Raw genomic sequence first — 19,157 nt, forward strand, 5'->3', positions numbered from 1 at the left:
AACTTTTCTGTCTCAAAGGAAAAATATAGCCTCTTTTAGTAAATTCTATTCTTTAATACTATTATACTATATATAAGGTAAAAAAAGAAAAACAACTTTTAAAGTACAAAACCACTCTAATAGCCCCGATTGTAGTGGCATCCTTTTTATTTTTTATCCCTAAAAATAAAAAGATAAAACGAAAAGCGGGACAAAAATTCTTAATCGCAAATTTTATCTGCTACTAAAAATTTAAGAAAATTATTATTTTACTGCTGTGCTTCTTTTATTTTTTTTATGTTTTCACGCCAAGTTGCTTTTAAGTTTTCAAAGTCTATAGGTTTTGCAGCTACTTGATTTACTAAATGTCCTTTACTAAATGCAGTTATTAAGATGTTTTCAATATGAAAATCTTCGATTTCATCGTATGGCTTATATTCTTCCTTTATATTAATGTCAAAAAGTTTTGCTGTATTGTTTGACCAAAAGGCCTTCCAACCGCTTTTGTATTCTTTAATTAAATCGAAAGTAGTCTCTCCTGTCTGCCTATTGATTAATTTTACAAGAATTTGACCATCTTTTCTAGATAATTTTTTTAAACGTGGTTCAAATTCTTCTTGTAGATACTTTTCTACTATCTTAAAATATTTCTTTTTCTCTTTTTTTGTTTTTAGCTTGGCCATAGTTGCTTTAATCTGCAATAATTTCTCAGAGGTTAATTTTGCATAAGGATATGTTTTATAAACTCTCCTCTTTAATATTAGTAGTTTCTTTTTTTCTTCATCTAATCCAGATACATCATTTTTAGAAACTACAATTTCTTCTAATTGTATAGAATATAATAAAGTTGAATCTTGAGCTGTCATCTGCAAGTTTTCCTCAACTTGGGCTTTAATAGATGTAACTATTAGAATAAAAAAGAGTACTAAATAATTTTTCATAGCTTAAAAATATACTCAAAAATAAATAAATAATGGATAACTCTTCTTGCAATTTTATAATTTAGCAAAAAAATAAATATTATATGAGTTCAAAATCGATATTAAAAAAATCTTCTCTTACATTTTTAGAAAATTATTTAAATAATGCTTCACCAACAGGATATGAATCTGAAGGACAAAAAATATGGATGGATTATTTGAAACCATATGTTGACACCTTTATTACTGATATTTATGGAACCGCTGTAGGAGTTATTAATCCAGATGCTCCTTATAAAGTAGTTATTGAAGGTCATAGTGATGAAATTTCTTGGTATGTGAATTACATTACAGACGATGGTTTTATATATGTAATACGAAATGGAGGAAGTGACCATATGATAGCGCCTTCAAAAAGAGTGCACATTCACACTAAAAAAGGAATTGTAAAAGGGGTTTTTGGGTGGCCTGCGATTCATACCCGTAATAAATCGAAAGAAGAGCCAGCAAGAATAGACAATATCTTTATAGATTGTGGTTGTGAAACAAAGGAAGAAGTGGAGAAATTAGGTATTCATGTAGGCTGTGTGGTTACTTATCCTGATGCATTTGAAATTTTAAATGAGAACAAGTTTATTTGTAGAGCTATTGACAATAGAATGGGTGGTTTTATGATAGCAGAAGTGGCACGTTTACTAAAAGAAAATAAAAAAGAATTGCCTTTTGGTTTATACATCGTTAATTCTGTTCAGGAAGAAATAGGTTTACGTGGTGCTGAAATGATTACACAAACCATTAAACCTCATGTTGCTATTGTTACAGATGTATGCCATGATACAACAACACCGATGATTGATAAAAAAATAGAAGGTGATTTAAAAATAGGGAAAGGTCCTGTAATTGCTTATGCTCCTGCAACTCAAAATATTCTTAGAGAAATGATTGTTACAACGGCTGAAGAAAATAAAATTCCTTTTCAGAGACATGCTACTTCTAGAGTTACAGGAACAGATACAGATGCATTTGCTTACAGTAATGGTGGAGTAGCTTCGGCTTTAATTTCTTTACCATTACGTTATATGCATACTACTGTAGAAATGGTACATAAAGAAGATGTGGAAAATGTAATTCGTTTAATTTATGAAAGTCTGCTAAAAATTGAAAACAACCATAACTTTTCATATTTCAAATAAAAAAAGCCCAGTTGGGCTTTTTTTTGCATAATATTAACCAAAATTGCTTGTTTACCGTTTTTATCCGCTAATTATCGATTTGTTTGTGTTACTTTAAGATATTTTTTGAGATTTGTGTTATCAAATTGAGTATGAAACTATTACTATTCAATTTTATTAACCAAATACTTAATTATGAATCCAAAGAAGATTTTGTTTTTACTTTTAGCTTGCCCCTTATTCGTGTTTTCCCAAGTAGGTATTGGTACTACAAATCCTACAAAAGAGTTAGATGTTAACGGAAATGTACGTATTAGAGGGTTATCTAATACTTCTGGAACAACCACACCTGTTTCTGTTACAGAAGATGGAACATTAGTAACTGGATTTAATAATGTGACAGCTCCAGGAATTAAATTTGTTGGCTTTTTATCTAATGATTTATCGCTTAATTTAGACTATAACTTTAAAGATATCATCTTAAGCAATGAACTTATTGATGTATTAAATGAATACAACACTACTACTGGAAGATATTCTCCTTCAATAGATGGTTATTATAAAATATCGATGGATTTTGATATTGGCGATTATAGTAACAATTCTAAAGATGTAGATATTTTAATTGGTTTATGGGATTTTACGTCAAATCATTGGGTGTTAAGAAGGACTTTCAAACATAGAGATAATAATAATACTGGGATGGGAAGTGGAAGAAATGAAAGCTATGGTATTACTAATTATCTTCAGTTAATGCAAGGGCATTCTTATGGATTTAGAATTTTTACAGATTATGATAATAATGTAACGAGAGATGCCAAATTAAAATCGAGTAATAGTGGCTCGACTGGATCTTCGTTATCAACTAATTTTTCCATTGAAAAAGTCTTATAATATCTATTAGATACTAGATATAATAAATAAAAAATGCCTTAATTTTCGATTAAGGCATTTTTTATTTATTATTTATTTAAAAACGCTAGAACATTTTGTTCAATTCGATTATCTATATCAGAAATATCTGCTTTTATAAATTGTTCTCCCAATATATTTTCATACAATTCTATATATCTTTCAGAAACAGTTTCTATATATCCATCTGTCAATTCTGGAATTTGTTGTCCTTCTTTACCTTGAAATCCATTGGTAATTAGCCATTGACGTACAAATTCTTTTGACAATTGTTTTTGACTTTCTCCTTTATCTTGTCTTTCTTGATAACCTTCAGCATAAAAATAACGGGATGAATCGGGTGTGTGAATTTCGTCAATTAAAACTATTTTACCTTCTTTTGTTTTACCAAATTCATATTTAGTATCTACTAATATTAATCCTCTAGAAGCTGCAATTTCAGTACCTCTTTGAAATAAAGCTCTAGTATATTTCTCTAAAACTTCATAATCAGCAGCGCTTACTATTTCATTAGCAAGAATAGCTTCTTTAGATATATCTTCGTCATGCACTCCTAAATCGGCTTTTGTTGTAGGTGTAATAATTGGTTCTGGAAATTTATCGTTTTCTTTTAGCCCTTCTGGTAGTGTAACACCACACAATATTCGTTTTCCTGCATTATATTCTCTAGCAGCATGACCTGAAAGATAGCCTCGGATAACCATTTCAACTTTAAAAGGTTCACAAAGATGTCCTACTGCCACATTGGGATCTGGAGTTGCGATTAGCCAATTTGGTACAATATCTTCGGTTAATTGCATAAAGCGAGTAGCTATTTGATTTAAAATTTGTCCCTTATAAGGAATTCCTTTAGGCATAACCACATCGAAAGCGGATAATCTATCAGTAGCAATCATGACAAGAAGTTCGTCATTAATATTATACACTTCTCTAACTTTTCCTCTATAAACAGATTTTTGATTTGGGAAACTAAATTGAGTCTTTGTAATTGTATTCATTTAATGTTGTGTTGTTGAAGTGCAAATGTAATTTGTTTCCCAATGCTAAACAATATCAAAATAAAAAAAGGAAGAAATTACTTTCTTCCTTTTTACTACTACTATTTATTATTCAATTTTATTTGAATCGAATATTATATGTTACTCCTACTCCAATCGTTTGTAAATCGACATCATTATCAGCAAATGTATTTTGATAAAAAGCATAGATATTCCAATCTCTATCATGGTATCCAATTTGTGGATTTACATACAAACCACCATCATTATTTTCAACATTGGTTAAAAATCCGTATCCTAAATCGGAACCAAAGAACAATCCGCTAGGAGTAAAATAATATCTTAAGAAACCAGCTACAGGAACTACTCCAAAATCTTCAAAATTATCTTTTGCAAAATAATGACTATAACCGGAAGCAACACCTATAGCAAAATTTGGATTGAATAAATATTGTCCTCTAAGGTCTAATCCTAAATTGAATGAGGAAACGTCTCCCGCATCACCTACTGGAATACCTGCTGTTATACCTGCTTTTAACCACGAATTGTCTGGTGTAATATCTATTTCTGTTTCTTGTGAAAAAATCGGACTAAGTCCTAATAATCCGATAATTAAAAATAATCTTTTCATAATGTCTATTTTTTAATATTATGTTACAAATTTCTGCAAATTGGTAGTTTAGTCGATTACATCATTTTTACAAAAATTTACAGAATTAAAAGAATTGATTTGATTTTTTTACAACAAAAAAAACATAACTCATTAAAAAACAGAAAAATACTATAGAATTACCGAATTAATTTAAGATCTTTTAAAATTTGTATTCCTTTTTCTTCGATCCCTTCAAGGCGTTCAAAATCATCTTGATTATCTGCATTTTTGAAATAAATTTTTAAATTTTTAAAAGAATACTCCATTTTACTAATTTTACTAAGAGGAATCTTATATTGGTTACCTGAACCTGCTCTGAAGTAGTTGAAAGAGGAAAGCAACAATAAAACAATGCCTACAGGAAGCATTATTTTTCCATTCTTACCATTGTTAATATTAAAATAAAGCAATAATGAAAATGCTAATAACATTGCATAAAAGCTATAGGTTTTTATTTTTTTTCTAATATATATACTTTTCAACCTTGCAGATTTTTCTAAAATTGTTGCTGTTTCTGACCAATTACCGCTAGTAGTCAAATAAAAATTTTCTTTATCTATATTAACATACCCTTTTTCGTACTTAAAAAAATATTTCATTACTGCTTTGTTATTTATTAAGGACTATTCTTTTAATTAATTTGTTAAACAAACGATAACCTAAAATTCTTCTTAAATACTTCATAAAATTAGCATCAAAACCTATAGTATATTTTCTAAAGCTTTTTTGAGGATTCTCTGCAATATCATACAATTTTGCAATTATCTTACATGTTAAATCTTTATTCTTCTTTGTTTTTTTTGTCAAAATTGTGTTAATCTTACATTTCATTTCTTCATAAGATGTAATTTCAGAAATTTGACATTGCGCAACATTTTTTTGAAAATTGGTAGGTGCATTTCCAAATTGTACTGTACACACACTTACATTAAAATCCAATAATTCGTAAGACATACATTCAGAAAAACTCTCCACTGCTCTTTTAGTTGCGTGATAAAAATTTCCAAGAGGTAAATTAACTAAACCTGCAACAGAAGAAATATTAATAAACATACCGTTCTTTTGTGCTCTGAAAACAGGAATAAAAGCTCTACAAACTTTAATAACACCTAATAAATTAACATTCACGATAGTGTCTATTTTAGAATCTTCAGCTAATTCAACAAAACTTCGATACCCTAAACCAGCATTATTTATAATTACATCAATTGTTGCAAAATCTTGTAAAATTTGCTGTTTCGCCCTTTCAATACTTGCAGTTGAAGTAACATCTAATTCATAGCATTTCACATTAGAATAAGCCTTTAAATCATCTGCTAAATGTAAATCTAGCATTGTAGCAATAACATTCCAGCCATTGTCTGCAAAATATTTTGTAGTTAATTTTCCTAGTCCTCCAGAAGCACCAGTAATCAGTATATTTTTCAAATTCTATTGTTTAGGGTATGCAAATAAAACTTTTTTAATAGACAATACCAAAAAAAGATGCTGTACAATTACTGCACAGCACCAAATCAAATTATAACTCAAAAATAACGTAACACAAAATCTATAACGTTGACCAAATAGAATAACTGTTTGGCGGACATTGTATTTTTACCCATTTGTCTCCTTGTGTTGTAGGATACCAACTAGAATTTCCTGTATAATCTTTTATGGTTGTGCTTGCCCAATTGGTTTGAATCCATCTTTCTTGCCATGAATTAGAATTATTTAAATACACAACTAATCCTGGATTTCCATTATATCCATTTCTTCTTGCAATATATTCATCAGTATCGGCATATAAAATAGAGGTATTACCCGTTGCTTTATTATTGTGAATCCAAATTAAATTATTTAGTTTATTCTTATCTAACCACTCTTCATAATCTCTATAAAATATAGTTGGATATCCTTCATGAGTTAAAATATAAGCATAGGCTAAATTCTTATTCCAGATTTGATCTGTATCATGATTAGAAACAAAGGTAACTGCGCGAAACGGTCTTCTTTTCCAAAGCATATCTCCAGTGCTTAGTTTGGTTAAATCATTCCCGTCAAATGCTTCGTCCATTTTATAATAACACGCAAAATCAAAAGCCGAGCTATTGGCATTGTCACACCACCATTCAAGTGTAGCTGCATTAGCGTCCCAATACTCACCAACAGAAAAACCTCCTACATTAGCATTCCATTGGTTTACTACCCAAGGACCAAATCCTTTTACATAATCAAAACGCCATCCATCAAATTTCATAGTATTCTTATAATACTTACCTACTGCATCTGTTCTTCCCCATAGCCAATCTTGAACATATGGATTAGCATGACATAAATCTGGAAAACCTCCAAAACTACCCTCATCATTATTTCCATAAGCATTTTTATAAAAATCATGATAACTTCTTTGAAATTTCCCAGAGGCAACTCCAGAGAAATTTGTCCAAGTTTGAGTTCCTGTGTAAGGATTATTTTCTAATTGCCCACCACTGTTGTGATTGATAACAATATCTGCATACACTTTCATGTTTTCTGCATGGACAGCCGTAATTAAACTGGTTAATTCTGTTTTGGAACCAAATCTTGTTTCTACACTTCCATTTTGATTGTAATTTCCAAAATCATAATAATCAGTAGGATCATACCCCATAGAATATGCTCCGTTTTGTGCTTTTGAAGCGGGAGGTAACCAGATTGCTTCAATACCTGCATTTCCCCAAGCTGTAACTTTTCCTTTTACTACATTCCACCATGTTCCACCTGCTGGTACATCCCAGTAAAAACCTTGCATTAACACACCTCCTCCAGCATTAGCAACATATTTTCCTGTTAGATTAGAGTTGTCATCGCCCGTACTAAATGGTCTTCCATCATGATTTGTTACCTGAATCGTTTTGAAATCTCTTGAGTCATCTTCATTCTTATTTAAACTATCTTCTTGAGTGCAAGACAAGAATGATAGTACTAAGCAAGAAGCTAAAAATCGTAGTTGTTTAGTTTGTTTCATATTTTACATTTATTTGAAATTTTATCTAAATTAATATAAAATTGATAATTATTTTATTTAAAAATTACGAATACATCAACGAAAACGTTTTCGTGTTAATAAATTTTATTTAAACAGTAACAAAAAGTAAATGATTCCATTTTATGATACAAAAAAAGAGCTGATTAAATTGATTATCAGCTCTTTTTCGTCTTAAAATATAAAATCTAATCGTGATTTTCTATACTTTTATAAGCGTCAATTATTTTCTTAACTAATTTATGACGTACAATATCTTTATCATCTAAATAAATAATCCCAACTCCTTCAACATCCTTTAAAATTAAAATAGCCTCTTTCAAACCTGAAATAGTTCGTCTAGGCAAATCGACTTGTCCTGGATCTCCAGTAATCATAAATTTTGCATTTTTTCCCATACGGGTTAAAAACATTTTCATTTGACTATGAGTGGTGTTTTGCGCTTCATCTAAAATTACAAAAGCGTTATCTAAAGTACGTCCTCTCATAAATGCCAAAGGAGCTATTTGTATAATGCCTTTTAAAATATAGTCTTCTAATTTTTCATGAGGAATCATATCTCTTAGCGCATCATATAATGGTTGCATGTAAGGATCTAATTTTTCTTTCATGTCTCCAGGTAGAAACCCTAAATTTTCCCCTGCTTCTACTGCTGGTCTGGTTAAAATGATTCGCTTTACTTGTTTTTCTTTTAAAGCTTTAACGGCCATAGCGACACCTGTGTAAGTTTTTCCTGTACCCGCAGGACCAATAGCAAAGACCATATCATTTTTAGTTATGGTTTCTACCAATTTTTGTTGATTGGGAGTCATGGCTTTAATTAACTTACCGCTCACACCATGCACTAAAATTTTATCTCTATCGTGCATATATTGTGTTTCTTGGGCGTCACTCTCTAAAACTCTGGATACTACATTTTCATCAATATTATTATATCTAGTAAAATGAAGCATTAATCGTTTAAATTTAGCTTCAAATTCTTCTAAAATTTCTTCTTCTCCATAAACTTTTAGAGTAGTTCCTCTAGCTACAAATTTCAATTTAGGGTAATGTCTTTTAATAGCTTCTAAATGAATGTCTTGTGCTCCCCAAAAATCTTTTGGTGTAATCTCTACTAATTCAATGTTTCTCTCGTTCAAATGCTTTCTTTTTAAATTATTTTTGTTGTCCTAAAATTATGCTAGCTTTGTAAACAATTTTGGATACTTATGGTTTGTTTTCCAAAATATGCTTTATCAACTTTACCTCTCTTTTTTAGGCTTAAAGTTGTAAAAGAGCATAATTCAAATTTAAGAAAAACAGCGCTTGTATCTTTAATAAGTTATAAACAAAAATATGTCAATAATTACACTTACTACCGATTTTGGATTAAAGGACCATTTTGTGGGTGCTTTAAAAGGTAAGTTAATTTCGAATATTGAAAATCCTGTAATTGTTGACCTTTCTCATGATATTGATTTATTCAATACTTTAGAAGCTAGCTACTGCATTTCGGCTTCCTATAAAAGCTTCCCTAAAGGCACCATTCACATTATTGGTGTAGATAGTGAAAAAACGGAAACTACTCAGCATATTGCCATGCAATGGGAAGATCAGTATTTTATATGTGCCGATAATGGTATTTTAAGTGCTTTAATTCAAAAAAAAATCCCTCAAAAAATAGTAGCTATTACCATTCACGATCGTTTACAGGAAGAACCTACACCTATGAATGTTTTTGTAGCTGTTGCTTCACATATTGCTCGTGGTGGTTTGCTACATGTTATAGGCAAAGAGATTAACGAATTAAAAGTGGTAAATGAATTAACACCTATCATTTCAAGTGATACTTTCTCTATCAAAGGAAGTATCATTTACATAGATCAATTTGGCAATTGTGTAACAAACATTTCCAAAAAGTTATTTGATGAAGTGGCATTAAAAAGATCCTTTACCATACAGTTTCATAATAAAAAAATAGAACGCATACATCGCTATTATTCCGATTTTAAAAATGTAGATAAATATTCATTAAAAACATTCGAAGGAAATGCTTTGGCTCTTTTTAATGAAAATGGGTATTTAGAAATAGCTATTTATAAAAGTAATCCTAAAACAGTAGGTTCTGCATCTACGTTATTAGGTTTAAAATTTAGAGATGTAGTAACCATAACTTTTAATTCATAAAGATGTTTGTACGAATTGTAAAAATGCGATTTCAAGAAGATAAAATCGAAACATTTCTTTCTAATTTCAATGAAGTAAAGGAAAAAATTAGGAATTTTGAAGGAAATACATTCTTAGAATTGTATCAGGATAAAAATGACCCTTGTATCTTTTTTACATACAGCTATTGGAAAACGGAAGATCATTTAGAAAAATATAGGAATTCTGAACTTTTTAAGAAAGTATGGGCTGAAACAAAAATCTTCTTTAGTGATAAACCGGAGGCTTGGAGTGTAAACAAACTAGTTTCATTAGTATAACTATTTTAATTTTTGTTAAAAAACGCTGAGTCGATTAGTTTTTAAAGTAATATAGTACATTTGCAGAAAACCTACTTAAACTATTTTTGAAGTATAGAAAAACATGAAAGCATTACTTTTAAGAGAAATTAAATCTTTTTTTGGTTCGCCAATAGGCTATTTAGTAATTGCCATTTTTTTAATTCTCAACGGATTATTCCTTTGGGTATTTGATGGTGAATTCAATATTTTAAATTCAGGATTTGCAGATTTAAGTCCGTTTTTTAAATTAGCTCCTTGGATTTTAATTTTTCTGATTCCAGCTGTAACCATGCGAAGTTTTTCAGATGAAAAGAAACAAGGAACAATTGAGCTTCTCTTCACTAAACCACTATCTATTTGGGAAATTGTTAATGGGAAATTTTTTGGAGCCTTGCTTTTGATTATCATGGCATTACTTCCCACTTATATTTATGTCTGGATTATTTCTTATTTTGGTAACCCACCTGGAAATATTGATATGGGAAGTACACTAGGTTCCTATTTTGGATTATTATTCCTTATTGGCGCTTATTCTGCCATTGGCATTTTTACTTCTTCTTTATCAGATAATCAAATCATTGCTTTTATCATAGCGGTTTTTATTTGCTTTATCTTTTATTTTGGTTTTGATGGAATAGCCAATATGTTTGCTGAAAACAGTAGAATAATTGCTACTATAGGTATGGATTTTCATTTTAGAAGTATGAGTCGTGGCGTTATAGATACTAGAGATGTTATTTATTTTATAAGTATCACTGTTTTATTTTTATCAATGACTGTTTTTCAACTAAAAAGACTGAGAGGGTAATGAAGTATACTAAACAACAAAATATAAAATCATTAGTAATTATAATTATCGTTTTAATTGCTATTAATAGCCTTAGTTTTTATTTTTTCAAACGTTTTGATTTAACAGAAGACAAGCGATACACACTTTCTGAAACTTCGCTGAATATCATCAAAAATGTAGATAGCCCTTTAATTGTTGATGTCTTTCTAGAAGGAAATTTTCCACCCGATTTTAAACGTTTACAAAACGAAACCAGAGAATTATTAGAAGAATTTGCCGCTTACAATCCGAATATCATTATCAATTTTGTAAATCCTGTTGAAAAAGAAGAAGAACGTGTTGCAGTAATGAAGCAATTTTATGAAAGAGGGTTACAACCTTTAAATATAACTGTGGATGATAAAGGTAAGCAAACACAAGAAGTAGTTTTTCCTTGGGCTGTTGCTAGTTATGGTGATAAAGGTGCCAAAGTTGCCTTATTAAAAAACTTAATGGGTGCCTCAACGGAAGAAAAAGTGATTAGTTCAGTACAACACTTAGAATTTGCTTTTGCGGAAGCTTTCAATAAAATCACAAAAGAAAAACAAAAGAAAATTGCCATAATTAAAGGAAACGGAGAATTGCAAGACATCTACATTGCTGATTTTCTAAAAACAGTAAGGGAGAGTTATTTTTTGGCTCCTTTCACATTAGATTCAGTAAGTTCAAAACCTAAAGAAACATTAACGTCCTTAGAAAATTATGACTTAGCTGTTATCGCTAAACCAACCGAAAATTTTACAGATGAAGAAAAACAGGTACTAGATCAATATATTATGAACGGTGGTAAAACCCTGTGGTTGTTAGATAATGTACATGCCAACTATGAAGATCTTTACAATGAAACAGGAAGTATTTTAGCACAAAATGCTGATTTAAACTTAACCGAAATGTTTTTTAAATATGGTATTCGAATAAATCCATTATTAATAAAAGACGAACAGGCAATACCCATAAAATTAGCTACTGGTCAACAAGGAAGCAATACACAATATCAGCAATATTTCTGGAAATTTTCGCCATTTGTATATCCATCAACCAATCATCCATTGGTAAAAAATATGGAAGGAATAAAATTTGAATTTGCTTCACCTATAGAATTACTGAATAATAAAATAAAGAAAACAGTACTTTTAAGTAGTTCAGAATATTCAAAACCAATCGGTACTCCTACTCAAATTTCATTAGATATTGTAACAGAAGAAACCCAACCAGAAGAATATACTGGTAAAGGATTAATGCCTGTTGCTGTTCTTTTAGAAGGTTCATTCCCGTCGATGTATAGCAATCGTATTTTACCTTTTAAAGATAGTAGTTTTAAGAAAGAAAGTGCCGAAAATAAAATGATTGTTATTTCTGATGGTGATGTGATAAAAAACCAAATCGAAAAAGGAGCTCCATTAGAACTAGGTTTCGACAAATGGACTAATAACTTATATGGGAATAAAGAGTTTTTAATGAACTGTGTCAATTATCTTTTAGACGACACTGGACTTATCAACATTAGAAGTAAAGATGTATCTTTACCTCTATTAAATAAAGAAAGAGTATACCAAAATTATTCTTGGGCTCAAATGATAACTATCGGATTACCAATCTTAATTTTAGCATTATTTGGCTTACTTTTTACTTATTTAAGAAAAAAAGCATATAGCAACTAGTTGTTAATAAAATGTTTTTGTGATTGCTAATAATTTAGAATATATTTGTGCAACTAAAATCATAAACGGTTTTAAAATAAAAAAAAATGAAGTTCATAGTTTCGAGTTCATATTTATTAAAACAGCTTCAAGTATTAGGAAGCGTTATTAATAGTAGTAATACGTTACCCATTTTAGATAACTTTTTATTTGAATTAGATAACAGTAAACTAAATGTTTCTGCATCTGATTTAGAAACAACTATGTCGGCTAGTTTAGAAATAGATTCTACTAGTCAAGGTAGTGTTGCAGTTCCTGCAAAGTTATTGTTAGATATTCTGAAAACATTTCCAGAGCAGCCTTTAACTTTTACAGTGGAAGAAAACAATACGGTTGAGATTAGTTCTAATTCTGGTAAATATGCAATTGCTTATGCTCCAGGTGAAGAGTTCCCGAAAGCAGTGGCTTTAGAAGATCCATCTTCTACAATTGTTCCTGCTGAAGTATTAGCTACAGCAGTTAGTAAAACTATTTTTGCAGCTGGAAATGACGACTTAAGACCCGTAATGAGTGGTGTCTTTTTCCAATTTTCTCCTGAAGGATTAATTTTTGTAGCAACTGATGCACATAAATTAGTGAAATATGCTCGTACCGATGTAAAAGCTTCTCAAGTTGCCGATTTTATTATGCCCAAAAAACCTTTAAATATTTTAAAAGGTATTTTAGCCGCTTCTGATGCAGAAGTAAAAATTGAATACAATGAGGCAAATGCAACTTTCTCTTTTGAAAACTATGTCTTAACTTGTCGATTAATCGATGGAAAATACCCAAATTACGAAGCGGTAATTCCAAAAGAAAATCCAAATAAACTATTAATCAATAGAGTACAATTTTTAAGTTCTGTTCGTCGTGTAGCCATCTTTGCTAACAAAACAACACATCAAATTAGATTAAAAATTGCCGGAACAGAATTAAATATTTCTGCAGAAGATATTGATTACTCAAATAAAGCTGATGAAAGATTAACATGTGATTATCAAGGTGATGACATGCAAATAGGTTTTAACTCTCGCTTCTTAACAGAGATGTTAAACAATCTTACTAGTGATGAAATACAACTTGAAATGTCTATGCCAAACAGAGCTGGTATTCTTACTCCTGTTGACGGCTTAGATGATGGCGAAACCGTAACTATGCTGGTAATGCCTGTTATGCTAAGCAACTAAAAAGACAAGAAAATAGAAAAAAATTGTAGTCTTTAAATAGATATATTTTACGATACTTTCTATTCTCTAAAAATAACTATAACCAACCTTAACCCAAAAACCGCATGAACTGTACTAGTAATTGCGGTTTTTATTTTTTAAGGTTTATTATACCTATTTATACAATTTATCTTTAATAAACGTTGTTTTGTCATAAAAAAAACTCACCTTTAATTATAAGGTAAGTTTTTTTATTCACAACTAAATTAGTTAACTTGTGTAACACTAATTTTTTCTAAGGTTACATTAACATCTCCTCCTCCATTCTTTTTGATGATTACTTCAAAATTCTTATCTGTATCTGTAATATCATCTGAAACATAATAAGAATAATTTAATTTAACTCCATTCTCTCCAATTGTATGGTTTTCTCCAGTTCCATGATCATGAGCTACTCCAAAAAAAGTCATCATTCCAACATATTTATCTGCTTCACCAGGGTAGCGTAGGTATACTGTATAATAATCTTTGGGTTCCTTATAAACGACTACATCTAGATTTAACACCAAACTAGCTCTAGTATTACTTTTAAGGGCTTTTGTAGTATTTTTAGCGAACTTATTTACAATTTTAAAATTAAATTCATTAGAACCTAATGTTTTATCAATTTTTTGTTCCCAAATAATCTTCTTTTTAGGATCTTGAAGTTCTCTTTTATTTATTTTAGCTGCTTCATTTGATACGACTAACGGAACATTACTTGTATAAAGTAAGTTGTCATATTTATAATCTAAATTAAAAACAATATCATACATTTCTTTAACCGTATATGTTACTTTTTCACCATTTGGAGTAATAAATTCATATTGCCAAGGATATTTTTCTAAATCTGCTAACGTAGGTCTTTGCCCATACATTGAAACATCCCAAGATTCCCAAACACGATCTACCATACTATGATGCAACCAAAAAATAGGATCAAAACCAGCAGAAGGAACATTGGCCATTAATCCAGAAAAATTCTCTCTTTGATAAATTTCATTAAAAAAAGTTTCACTTGGATTAGCATAAGACCCACCAATTAAATCGTGCATGTAACCATGAGGCGAACCTTCCAATGTTTGACTAAAACCGCCATTACCAGCAAAATAAGGAATGGTTTGCAATTCGTTAATTGCATTTTGAATATCAACAACATTCGTTTCAGGAATCGGTTTTCCGTTATTAAGTACAGTATATCTAGCTTGTTCATACAGAGAGGTTTGCTGTTCACTAAATGGGCTAGGCATTGTATTGTTTTCCCCATAATTCCAATAAGGAAGTGCAAAATCTTCTTTACCTGATAATTCTCTAACAATTTTTTCTAAATACCAAATATACATTCGATGCCAAAATAAAAAATGTAATTTTGCATTCTGACTTCTACTATGAGTACAATCTCCCCAAGCCCATAATTTATTTGTACTATTTTGATATTCTGGGCAAAGTGTATTTGTTCCATTGATTACGCTTGGAATATTGTGAATAGCTCCTTGATAATACCATGCTAGACCATTTGTACAGCCCATCTCACGCATTTTCTGAAAAGCAGTATTCATAGCCTGCAAATCGGCTTGTGCTTCTGGTAAAGAAGCATTTAATCGTACATACTTGATGTTACTTTTTGCTTGACTATAGCTTAGACTTATAATCAAAAGCATACCTAATAAAAGAATTCTTTTTTTCATTTTGTTTGTTTGTTTAATTATACTATTAAGTGGTCATTGATTTTTTTACAGAACTTCTACTTCAAAAGTGATGATTTGTGAATAATCTGGATTTGCTTTATCGTAAATTTTAAATTTAACAACACCTCTCCCTGTTTTTTTTTCTGGAATAACATGAATTGCTATAAATCCTTGTTGGTCTGGATTTAACTTATTAAAAGATGATCCTTTGGGTATTCCGATTTGACAAGCACCATGTTGACACATAGAACAATCCCATTCTTTTGGAAAAGAATTATATACTGTTTCCCAAAGTAGAAATATTGGTTTATTTGAGATATTTTCCACCTTAATTTTAGAAATATCCAAACGCTTACCATTTGCTATACTTTCTTTATTAATAGCATTACCAACAACCGAAAAGGTAGGTTTATTTTGTGCAAAAATTTGTACAAAAAACAAAACAAAGACAAGGGTATTAAAAACTACTTTCATGCTTATTTATTTATTATTGTTTATAAAAAACGGGAATAGAAACTTGATATACAGTTGCATCATTTTTGGGATCTACATACTGATACAATATTGATTCATTATTTTTTAAATCAAATAAAGAAAGTTGTAATTCCATGGTTTCTTTACTATGCAAACTTACTTTGATACCAGTTACAGTTGGTGTACCATTTGATAGGTTTCCATAAATGACTTTAGGTCTTAAAACTTTAGGAATTTCAATAATATGGTTGTATAAACCAGCATTTACAAGTCGTAAAGTGACTGTTTTATTAACTGGTTTAAAAGGTTGTAATCCTTTTATTTTTTTTGCAAGTATTCCATTAATTAAAAAAAAATTAGGTCTATATTCTGGAATTTCTAAGGGTATATTTATGTCATCATGGGTAACATTCATAATATCATCTGTATGCCAGTTAACGTCAATCTCGTGACTACACCAAACGATTTCTTTACTGTTTCCAATACTATTATTTTCCTGTTTATCTCTTACAATAATAGTTCCAAACATGCCTGCTTGAAGATTAAATGGATAATTTTCTGGACTATAGTAAAGATAAGTGCCTTTCCTTCTTGCTATTAGCTGATACATTCCATGTTCCATATGATCAATAGGCTTGCTGCTAACCACTTTTTTTTCTATACTAATAGCCTCAAAATCAATATTTTCAGCATATAAAGAAACTGGATTACCTTGAGATATGTTCCAAAAATCTATAAAAAGTGTATCACCAACTTCCATTTCTATAAGTGAACCAGGTAAACTTACTTGACCGGAAAGTGTCGTACTAAAACCGAATACACGTATGCTTTTATTCCTTTTTATGACTAATTCCCCTGTTGTTCTTCCTATAATTAATTTTTCTTTTTGAGCAAACAAAAGATTAGTAATTAAACTAAATACAATTCCAAAAATAATTTTTCTTTTAATTTGCATTGTCAACTATTTTAAGTATTTATCAAATTTATAATAACGATAAATAACAGAATAGCGTAGAAATACCTGTTTTTAAATAAATTAGTAATAAAATATAAAGAGTATGCTTAGCTCTAAATAAGAAGTATGGAATAATAAGTTTCCAAAAATACAGTCATAAATTATACTAAATAACCCCTATTTTCTTCATTAAAAAAGTAGCACTCTTATTTTTACAAATCCCATCTCGTAGCTTATAATCAAAATGTAAATCGTTGTTTTCAATACTTACTTCAAAACATTTATTTATTAATTGATTTGGAAAATCGTCAGCGGTCAAACAGACTTCAATGTCATGAGTAGCAATGGCACCAATGGCTTTTTTCTGTATCATTTTATAAATAACTTCCACTGTACCAGAGCGTTTGTCATCTGAATTTGTTCCTCTTAAAATTTCGTCTAAAAGTACAAATGAACGTTTGGCATCCAAAGCATCCATAATTTGCTTTAACCGTTTAATTTCTGCATAAAAATAGGATTCGCTATCCGATAAAGAATCCGATAAACGCATCGAAACTAAAATAGGCATTGGATGAATATTTGCCTGTGAAGCACAAACCACAGAACCTATTCTTGCCAAAACCATATTAATACCTAAACTTCTCAAAAATGTACTTTTTCCAGACATATTGGAACCTGTAAGAATGATAAACGATTGTGGCTGAAAGGCAACCGTATTACTTACTCTATGTGTAGCAGATAATAAGGGATGAGACATATTAGTAAGCAAAATTTCATGATTCCCATTAATCGTTGGAAAACAAAAATCAGGATTATTATAGGAAAAATTGGCCAAACTTTGTAATGTTTCAAAAGCACCTATAATTTCCAGCCATTTTTCCACATGTTCCCTATGTTGCTGTTTCCAAACTATAATTTTCCGTAAAATATGAATATGATACAGAAAACAGCCATTAAAAAAAAGAACCACTAATGGATTGGCTACACTATCTAAACCTGAAAACAATCTAGACAATTGATACATTAAACCACTGGCTTTACCTTCTTGATTTTGCAATTCTTTTTGCAGTTTAACCAATTTTTTTGAGGTAAACTTTTCTTTTTCAATGGTGGCAATCATTAAACTATATTGCTTTACAATTTTATCAATAGCAGTGGAATGCGCATTTTCGATTTTAATTCTCTGAATAAAATTTGAAGCAAAACCTAAATTTGCAAAGAATGAGATTGTCGCATAAGCTAGCCAATTATTGGTACCTAGAAAATAATATCCCAGTGTACAAACCAAAAAAAGTAATGGTAAAATAAAGAGTAAAATAATAGCGAATTTGGGTAAGGGTTGACTATTGTTTTTAGTCCAAGCTAGCAACTGATTGTAAAACTGTTCAGCATCATTACTTACTTTAGCATTCGCCATAAAATTTTGTCTCCAGTCCATTTTCGACTTTAATTCTTGAATTGCTTCTTGATTTTCTAATAATTCCACTTCTGAAATTTCCGAAATTAAGAGATGAGCCAATGCTTTTTTCCCAATGTAAGTATAGGTTCGATTGAGTGTTTGAAACAAAGAATTAGAACCAAAAATATCTAAATCATAAGCATATTCATGATGTGGCTTACTAAACGTAACTCCATCATCAAAAGGTATTTTTTCTTTCTTCAAAAAGGCAATTTCATCTTCATTAATAGCAACAAGGGCTTCTTTGTGTAGTTTACTTTCTTTTTTCTTATCATACCATCGCAATAAAAAGAGAAAGGAAATAGTGGCTAAAAAACAAAATAAAAAATACGTTGTTGTGAATTTCTCATATAATTTATAAGCAGAAAAAAATACTATAACAACGCATAAAAATCGTAGTAAACTTAATACATTGAGTATTCTTTTTATCTTTTTGATTTCATTTTCCTGAGTCTCTTTTCGAGAAATATATGCTTCCATCTATCTAATTTATAAACAAAAAATGACATTGGCTTCTTAATTTTCTTTTACCAATGAACCTTCTATTATCTAATACTTTCACAAAGATACATTTTTGTAATGGTCACCAATTGCTATTTTGAACTAATTATGCCATTGTTCTGAATAAGCTGAAGATTAAAATGTTATAATTTTCTTAAAACCCATTTGTGTTACAGAGCTAACATTTTTTTTAAGGCTACAGCAGTACTTTTGAAATAAGAAAAATAAGAATTGCTATACC

Annotated in this window: 18 protein-coding genes; 7 read left to right on the top strand and 11 right to left on the bottom strand. The window is 30.0% G+C overall.

Features of this window, described 5'->3' with window-relative positions:
• Positions 1-248 precede the first annotated feature (248 nt).
• Complete coding sequence (locus CX675_RS19005) at positions 249-920, bottom strand: DUF4294 domain-containing protein (RefSeq protein WP_130736838.1); 672 nt, start codon at positions 918-920, stop codon at positions 249-251.
• A gap of 83 nt (positions 921-1,003) precedes the next feature.
• On the opposite strand from CX675_RS19005, the gene CX675_RS19010 reads away from it, so the two are divergent.
• Both CX675_RS19010 and CX675_RS19015 read left to right on the top strand, forming a co-directional pair.
• Positions 1,004-2,092, top strand: a complete 1,089-nt coding sequence (locus tag CX675_RS19010; RefSeq protein WP_130736839.1) for a M42 family metallopeptidase — start codon at positions 1,004-1,006, stop codon at positions 2,090-2,092.
• Positions 2,093-2,266: 174 nt separating this feature from the next.
• Entirely contained in the window at positions 2,267-2,965 is a 699-nt protein-coding gene (locus CX675_RS19015; RefSeq protein ID WP_130736840.1) for a hypothetical protein, read from the top strand.
• A 68-nt stretch (positions 2,966-3,033) separates the two neighbouring features.
• On the opposite strand, the gene CX675_RS19020 is transcribed toward CX675_RS19015, so the two are convergent.
• From CX675_RS19020 to CX675_RS19045, 6 genes are all read right to left on the bottom strand, one after another.
• The gene (locus CX675_RS19020) at positions 3,034-3,981 is read right to left on the bottom strand and encodes a phosphoribosylaminoimidazolesuccinocarboxamide synthase (protein WP_130736841.1); all 948 of its coding nucleotides are present in this window, start codon (positions 3,979-3,981) and stop codon (positions 3,034-3,036) included.
• Between the two features lie 118 nt (positions 3,982-4,099).
• A complete protein-coding gene (locus CX675_RS19025) occupies positions 4,100-4,612 on the bottom strand; it encodes a hypothetical protein (protein ID WP_130736842.1) in 513 nt (170 codons plus the stop codon).
• Positions 4,613-4,770: 158 nt separating this feature from the next.
• On the bottom strand, positions 4,771-5,232 hold the full coding sequence (locus CX675_RS19030) for a hypothetical protein (protein WP_130736843.1): 462 nt from the start codon (positions 5,230-5,232) through the stop codon (positions 4,771-4,773).
• A 10-nt stretch (positions 5,233-5,242) separates the two neighbouring features.
• The gene (locus CX675_RS19035; protein ID WP_130736844.1) at positions 5,243-6,061 is read right to left on the bottom strand and encodes an SDR family NAD(P)-dependent oxidoreductase; all 819 of its coding nucleotides are present in this window, start codon (positions 6,059-6,061) and stop codon (positions 5,243-5,245) included.
• A gap of 121 nt (positions 6,062-6,182) precedes the next feature.
• Positions 6,183-7,622, bottom strand: coding sequence for an alpha-amylase (locus CX675_RS19040; protein ID WP_130736845.1), 1,440 nt, complete (start codon positions 7,620-7,622; stop codon positions 6,183-6,185).
• Between the two features lie 206 nt (positions 7,623-7,828).
• Complete coding sequence (locus tag CX675_RS19045) at positions 7,829-8,779, bottom strand: PhoH family protein (RefSeq protein ID WP_130736846.1); 951 nt, start codon at positions 8,777-8,779, stop codon at positions 7,829-7,831.
• A gap of 196 nt (positions 8,780-8,975) precedes the next feature.
• On the opposite strand from CX675_RS19045, the gene CX675_RS19050 reads away from it, so the two are divergent.
• The 5 genes from CX675_RS19050 (at position 8,976) to dnaN (ending at position 13,821) form a co-directional block, all read left to right on the top strand.
• Entirely contained in the window at positions 8,976-9,806 is an 831-nt protein-coding gene (locus CX675_RS19050) for an S-adenosyl-l-methionine hydroxide adenosyltransferase family protein (RefSeq protein ID WP_130736847.1), read from the top strand.
• 2 nt (positions 9,807-9,808) lie between these two features.
• Positions 9,809-10,105, top strand: coding sequence for a putative quinol monooxygenase (locus CX675_RS19055; RefSeq protein ID WP_130736848.1), 297 nt, complete (start codon positions 9,809-9,811; stop codon positions 10,103-10,105).
• Between the two features lie 103 nt (positions 10,106-10,208).
• Complete coding sequence (gene gldF, locus CX675_RS19060; RefSeq protein ID WP_130736849.1) at positions 10,209-10,934, top strand: gliding motility-associated ABC transporter permease subunit GldF; 726 nt, start codon at positions 10,209-10,211, stop codon at positions 10,932-10,934.
• Entirely contained in the window at positions 10,934-12,616 is a 1,683-nt protein-coding gene (gene gldG / locus CX675_RS19065; protein ID WP_130736850.1) for a gliding motility-associated ABC transporter substrate-binding protein GldG, read from the top strand. Before gldF ends, gldG begins: the two co-directional genes overlap by 1 nt.
• 86 nt (positions 12,617-12,702) lie before the next feature.
• The gene (dnaN, locus tag CX675_RS19070; RefSeq protein WP_130736851.1) at positions 12,703-13,821 is read left to right on the top strand and encodes a DNA polymerase III subunit beta; all 1,119 of its coding nucleotides are present in this window, start codon (positions 12,703-12,705) and stop codon (positions 13,819-13,821) included.
• Between the two features lie 245 nt (positions 13,822-14,066).
• On the opposite strand, the gene CX675_RS19075 is transcribed toward dnaN, so the two are convergent.
• The 4 genes from CX675_RS19075 to CX675_RS19090 form a co-directional block, all read right to left on the bottom strand.
• On the bottom strand, positions 14,067-15,527 hold the full coding sequence (locus CX675_RS19075) for a tyrosinase family protein (protein ID WP_130736852.1): 1,461 nt from the start codon (positions 15,525-15,527) through the stop codon (positions 14,067-14,069).
• A 45-nt stretch (positions 15,528-15,572) separates the two neighbouring features.
• Positions 15,573-16,001 carry a hypothetical protein gene (locus tag CX675_RS19080; RefSeq protein WP_130736853.1) on the bottom strand — a complete coding sequence of 143 codons (429 nt, stop codon included), beginning with the start codon at positions 15,999-16,001 and terminating at the stop codon, positions 15,573-15,575.
• Between the two features lie 13 nt (positions 16,002-16,014).
• Entirely contained in the window at positions 16,015-16,956 is a 942-nt protein-coding gene (locus CX675_RS19085; RefSeq protein ID WP_130736854.1) for a multicopper oxidase domain-containing protein, read from the bottom strand.
• Positions 16,957-17,122: 166 nt separating this feature from the next.
• Positions 17,123-18,895 carry a DNA mismatch repair protein gene (locus CX675_RS19090; RefSeq protein WP_130736855.1) on the bottom strand — a complete coding sequence of 591 codons (1,773 nt, stop codon included), beginning with the start codon at positions 18,893-18,895 and terminating at the stop codon, positions 17,123-17,125.
• Positions 18,896-19,157: the final 262 nt, after the last annotated feature.

The organism is Flavobacterium sp. J27 (assembly GCF_004303025.1).
Lineage (GTDB): Bacteria > Bacteroidota > Bacteroidia > Flavobacteriales > Flavobacteriaceae > Flavobacterium.

Excerpts from the sequence above, each read along its gene's own strand:
- CX675_RS19090 (WP_130736855.1), bottom strand. The coding sequence starts at position 18,895 with ATGGAAGCATATATTTCTCGAAAAGAGACTCAGGAAAATGAAATCAAA.
- CX675_RS19085 (WP_130736854.1), bottom strand. The coding sequence starts at position 16,956 with ATGCAAATTAAAAGAAAAATTATTTTTGGAATTGTATTTAGTTTAATT.
- CX675_RS19055 (WP_130736848.1), top strand. The coding sequence starts at position 9,809 with ATGTTTGTACGAATTGTAAAAATGCGATTTCAAGAAGATAAAATCGAA.
- CX675_RS19075 (WP_130736852.1), bottom strand. The coding sequence starts at position 15,527 with ATGAAAAAAAGAATTCTTTTATTAGGTATGCTTTTGATTATAAGTCTA.
- CX675_RS19020 (WP_130736841.1), bottom strand. The coding sequence starts at position 3,981 with ATGAATACAATTACAAAGACTCAATTTAGTTTCCCAAATCAAAAATCT.
- CX675_RS19025 (WP_130736842.1), bottom strand. The coding sequence starts at position 4,612 with ATGAAAAGATTATTTTTAATTATCGGATTATTAGGACTTAGTCCGATT.
- CX675_RS19050 (WP_130736847.1), top strand. The coding sequence starts at position 8,976 with ATGTCAATAATTACACTTACTACCGATTTTGGATTAAAGGACCATTTT.
- gldF (WP_130736849.1), top strand. The coding sequence starts at position 10,209 with ATGAAAGCATTACTTTTAAGAGAAATTAAATCTTTTTTTGGTTCGCCA.
- CX675_RS19005 (WP_130736838.1), bottom strand. The coding sequence starts at position 920 with ATGAAAAATTATTTAGTACTCTTTTTTATTCTAATAGTTACATCTATT.
- CX675_RS19040 (WP_130736845.1), bottom strand. The coding sequence starts at position 7,622 with ATGAAACAAACTAAACAACTACGATTTTTAGCTTCTTGCTTAGTACTA.
- CX675_RS19080 (WP_130736853.1), bottom strand. The coding sequence starts at position 16,001 with ATGAAAGTAGTTTTTAATACCCTTGTCTTTGTTTTGTTTTTTGTACAA.
- dnaN (WP_130736851.1), top strand. The coding sequence starts at position 12,703 with ATGAAGTTCATAGTTTCGAGTTCATATTTATTAAAACAGCTTCAAGTA.
- CX675_RS19030 (WP_130736843.1), bottom strand. The coding sequence starts at position 5,232 with ATGAAATATTTTTTTAAGTACGAAAAAGGGTATGTTAATATAGATAAA.
- CX675_RS19010 (WP_130736839.1), top strand. The coding sequence starts at position 1,004 with ATGAGTTCAAAATCGATATTAAAAAAATCTTCTCTTACATTTTTAGAA.
- CX675_RS19015 (WP_130736840.1), top strand. The coding sequence starts at position 2,267 with ATGAATCCAAAGAAGATTTTGTTTTTACTTTTAGCTTGCCCCTTATTC.
- gldG (WP_130736850.1), top strand. The coding sequence starts at position 10,934 with ATGAAGTATACTAAACAACAAAATATAAAATCATTAGTAATTATAATT.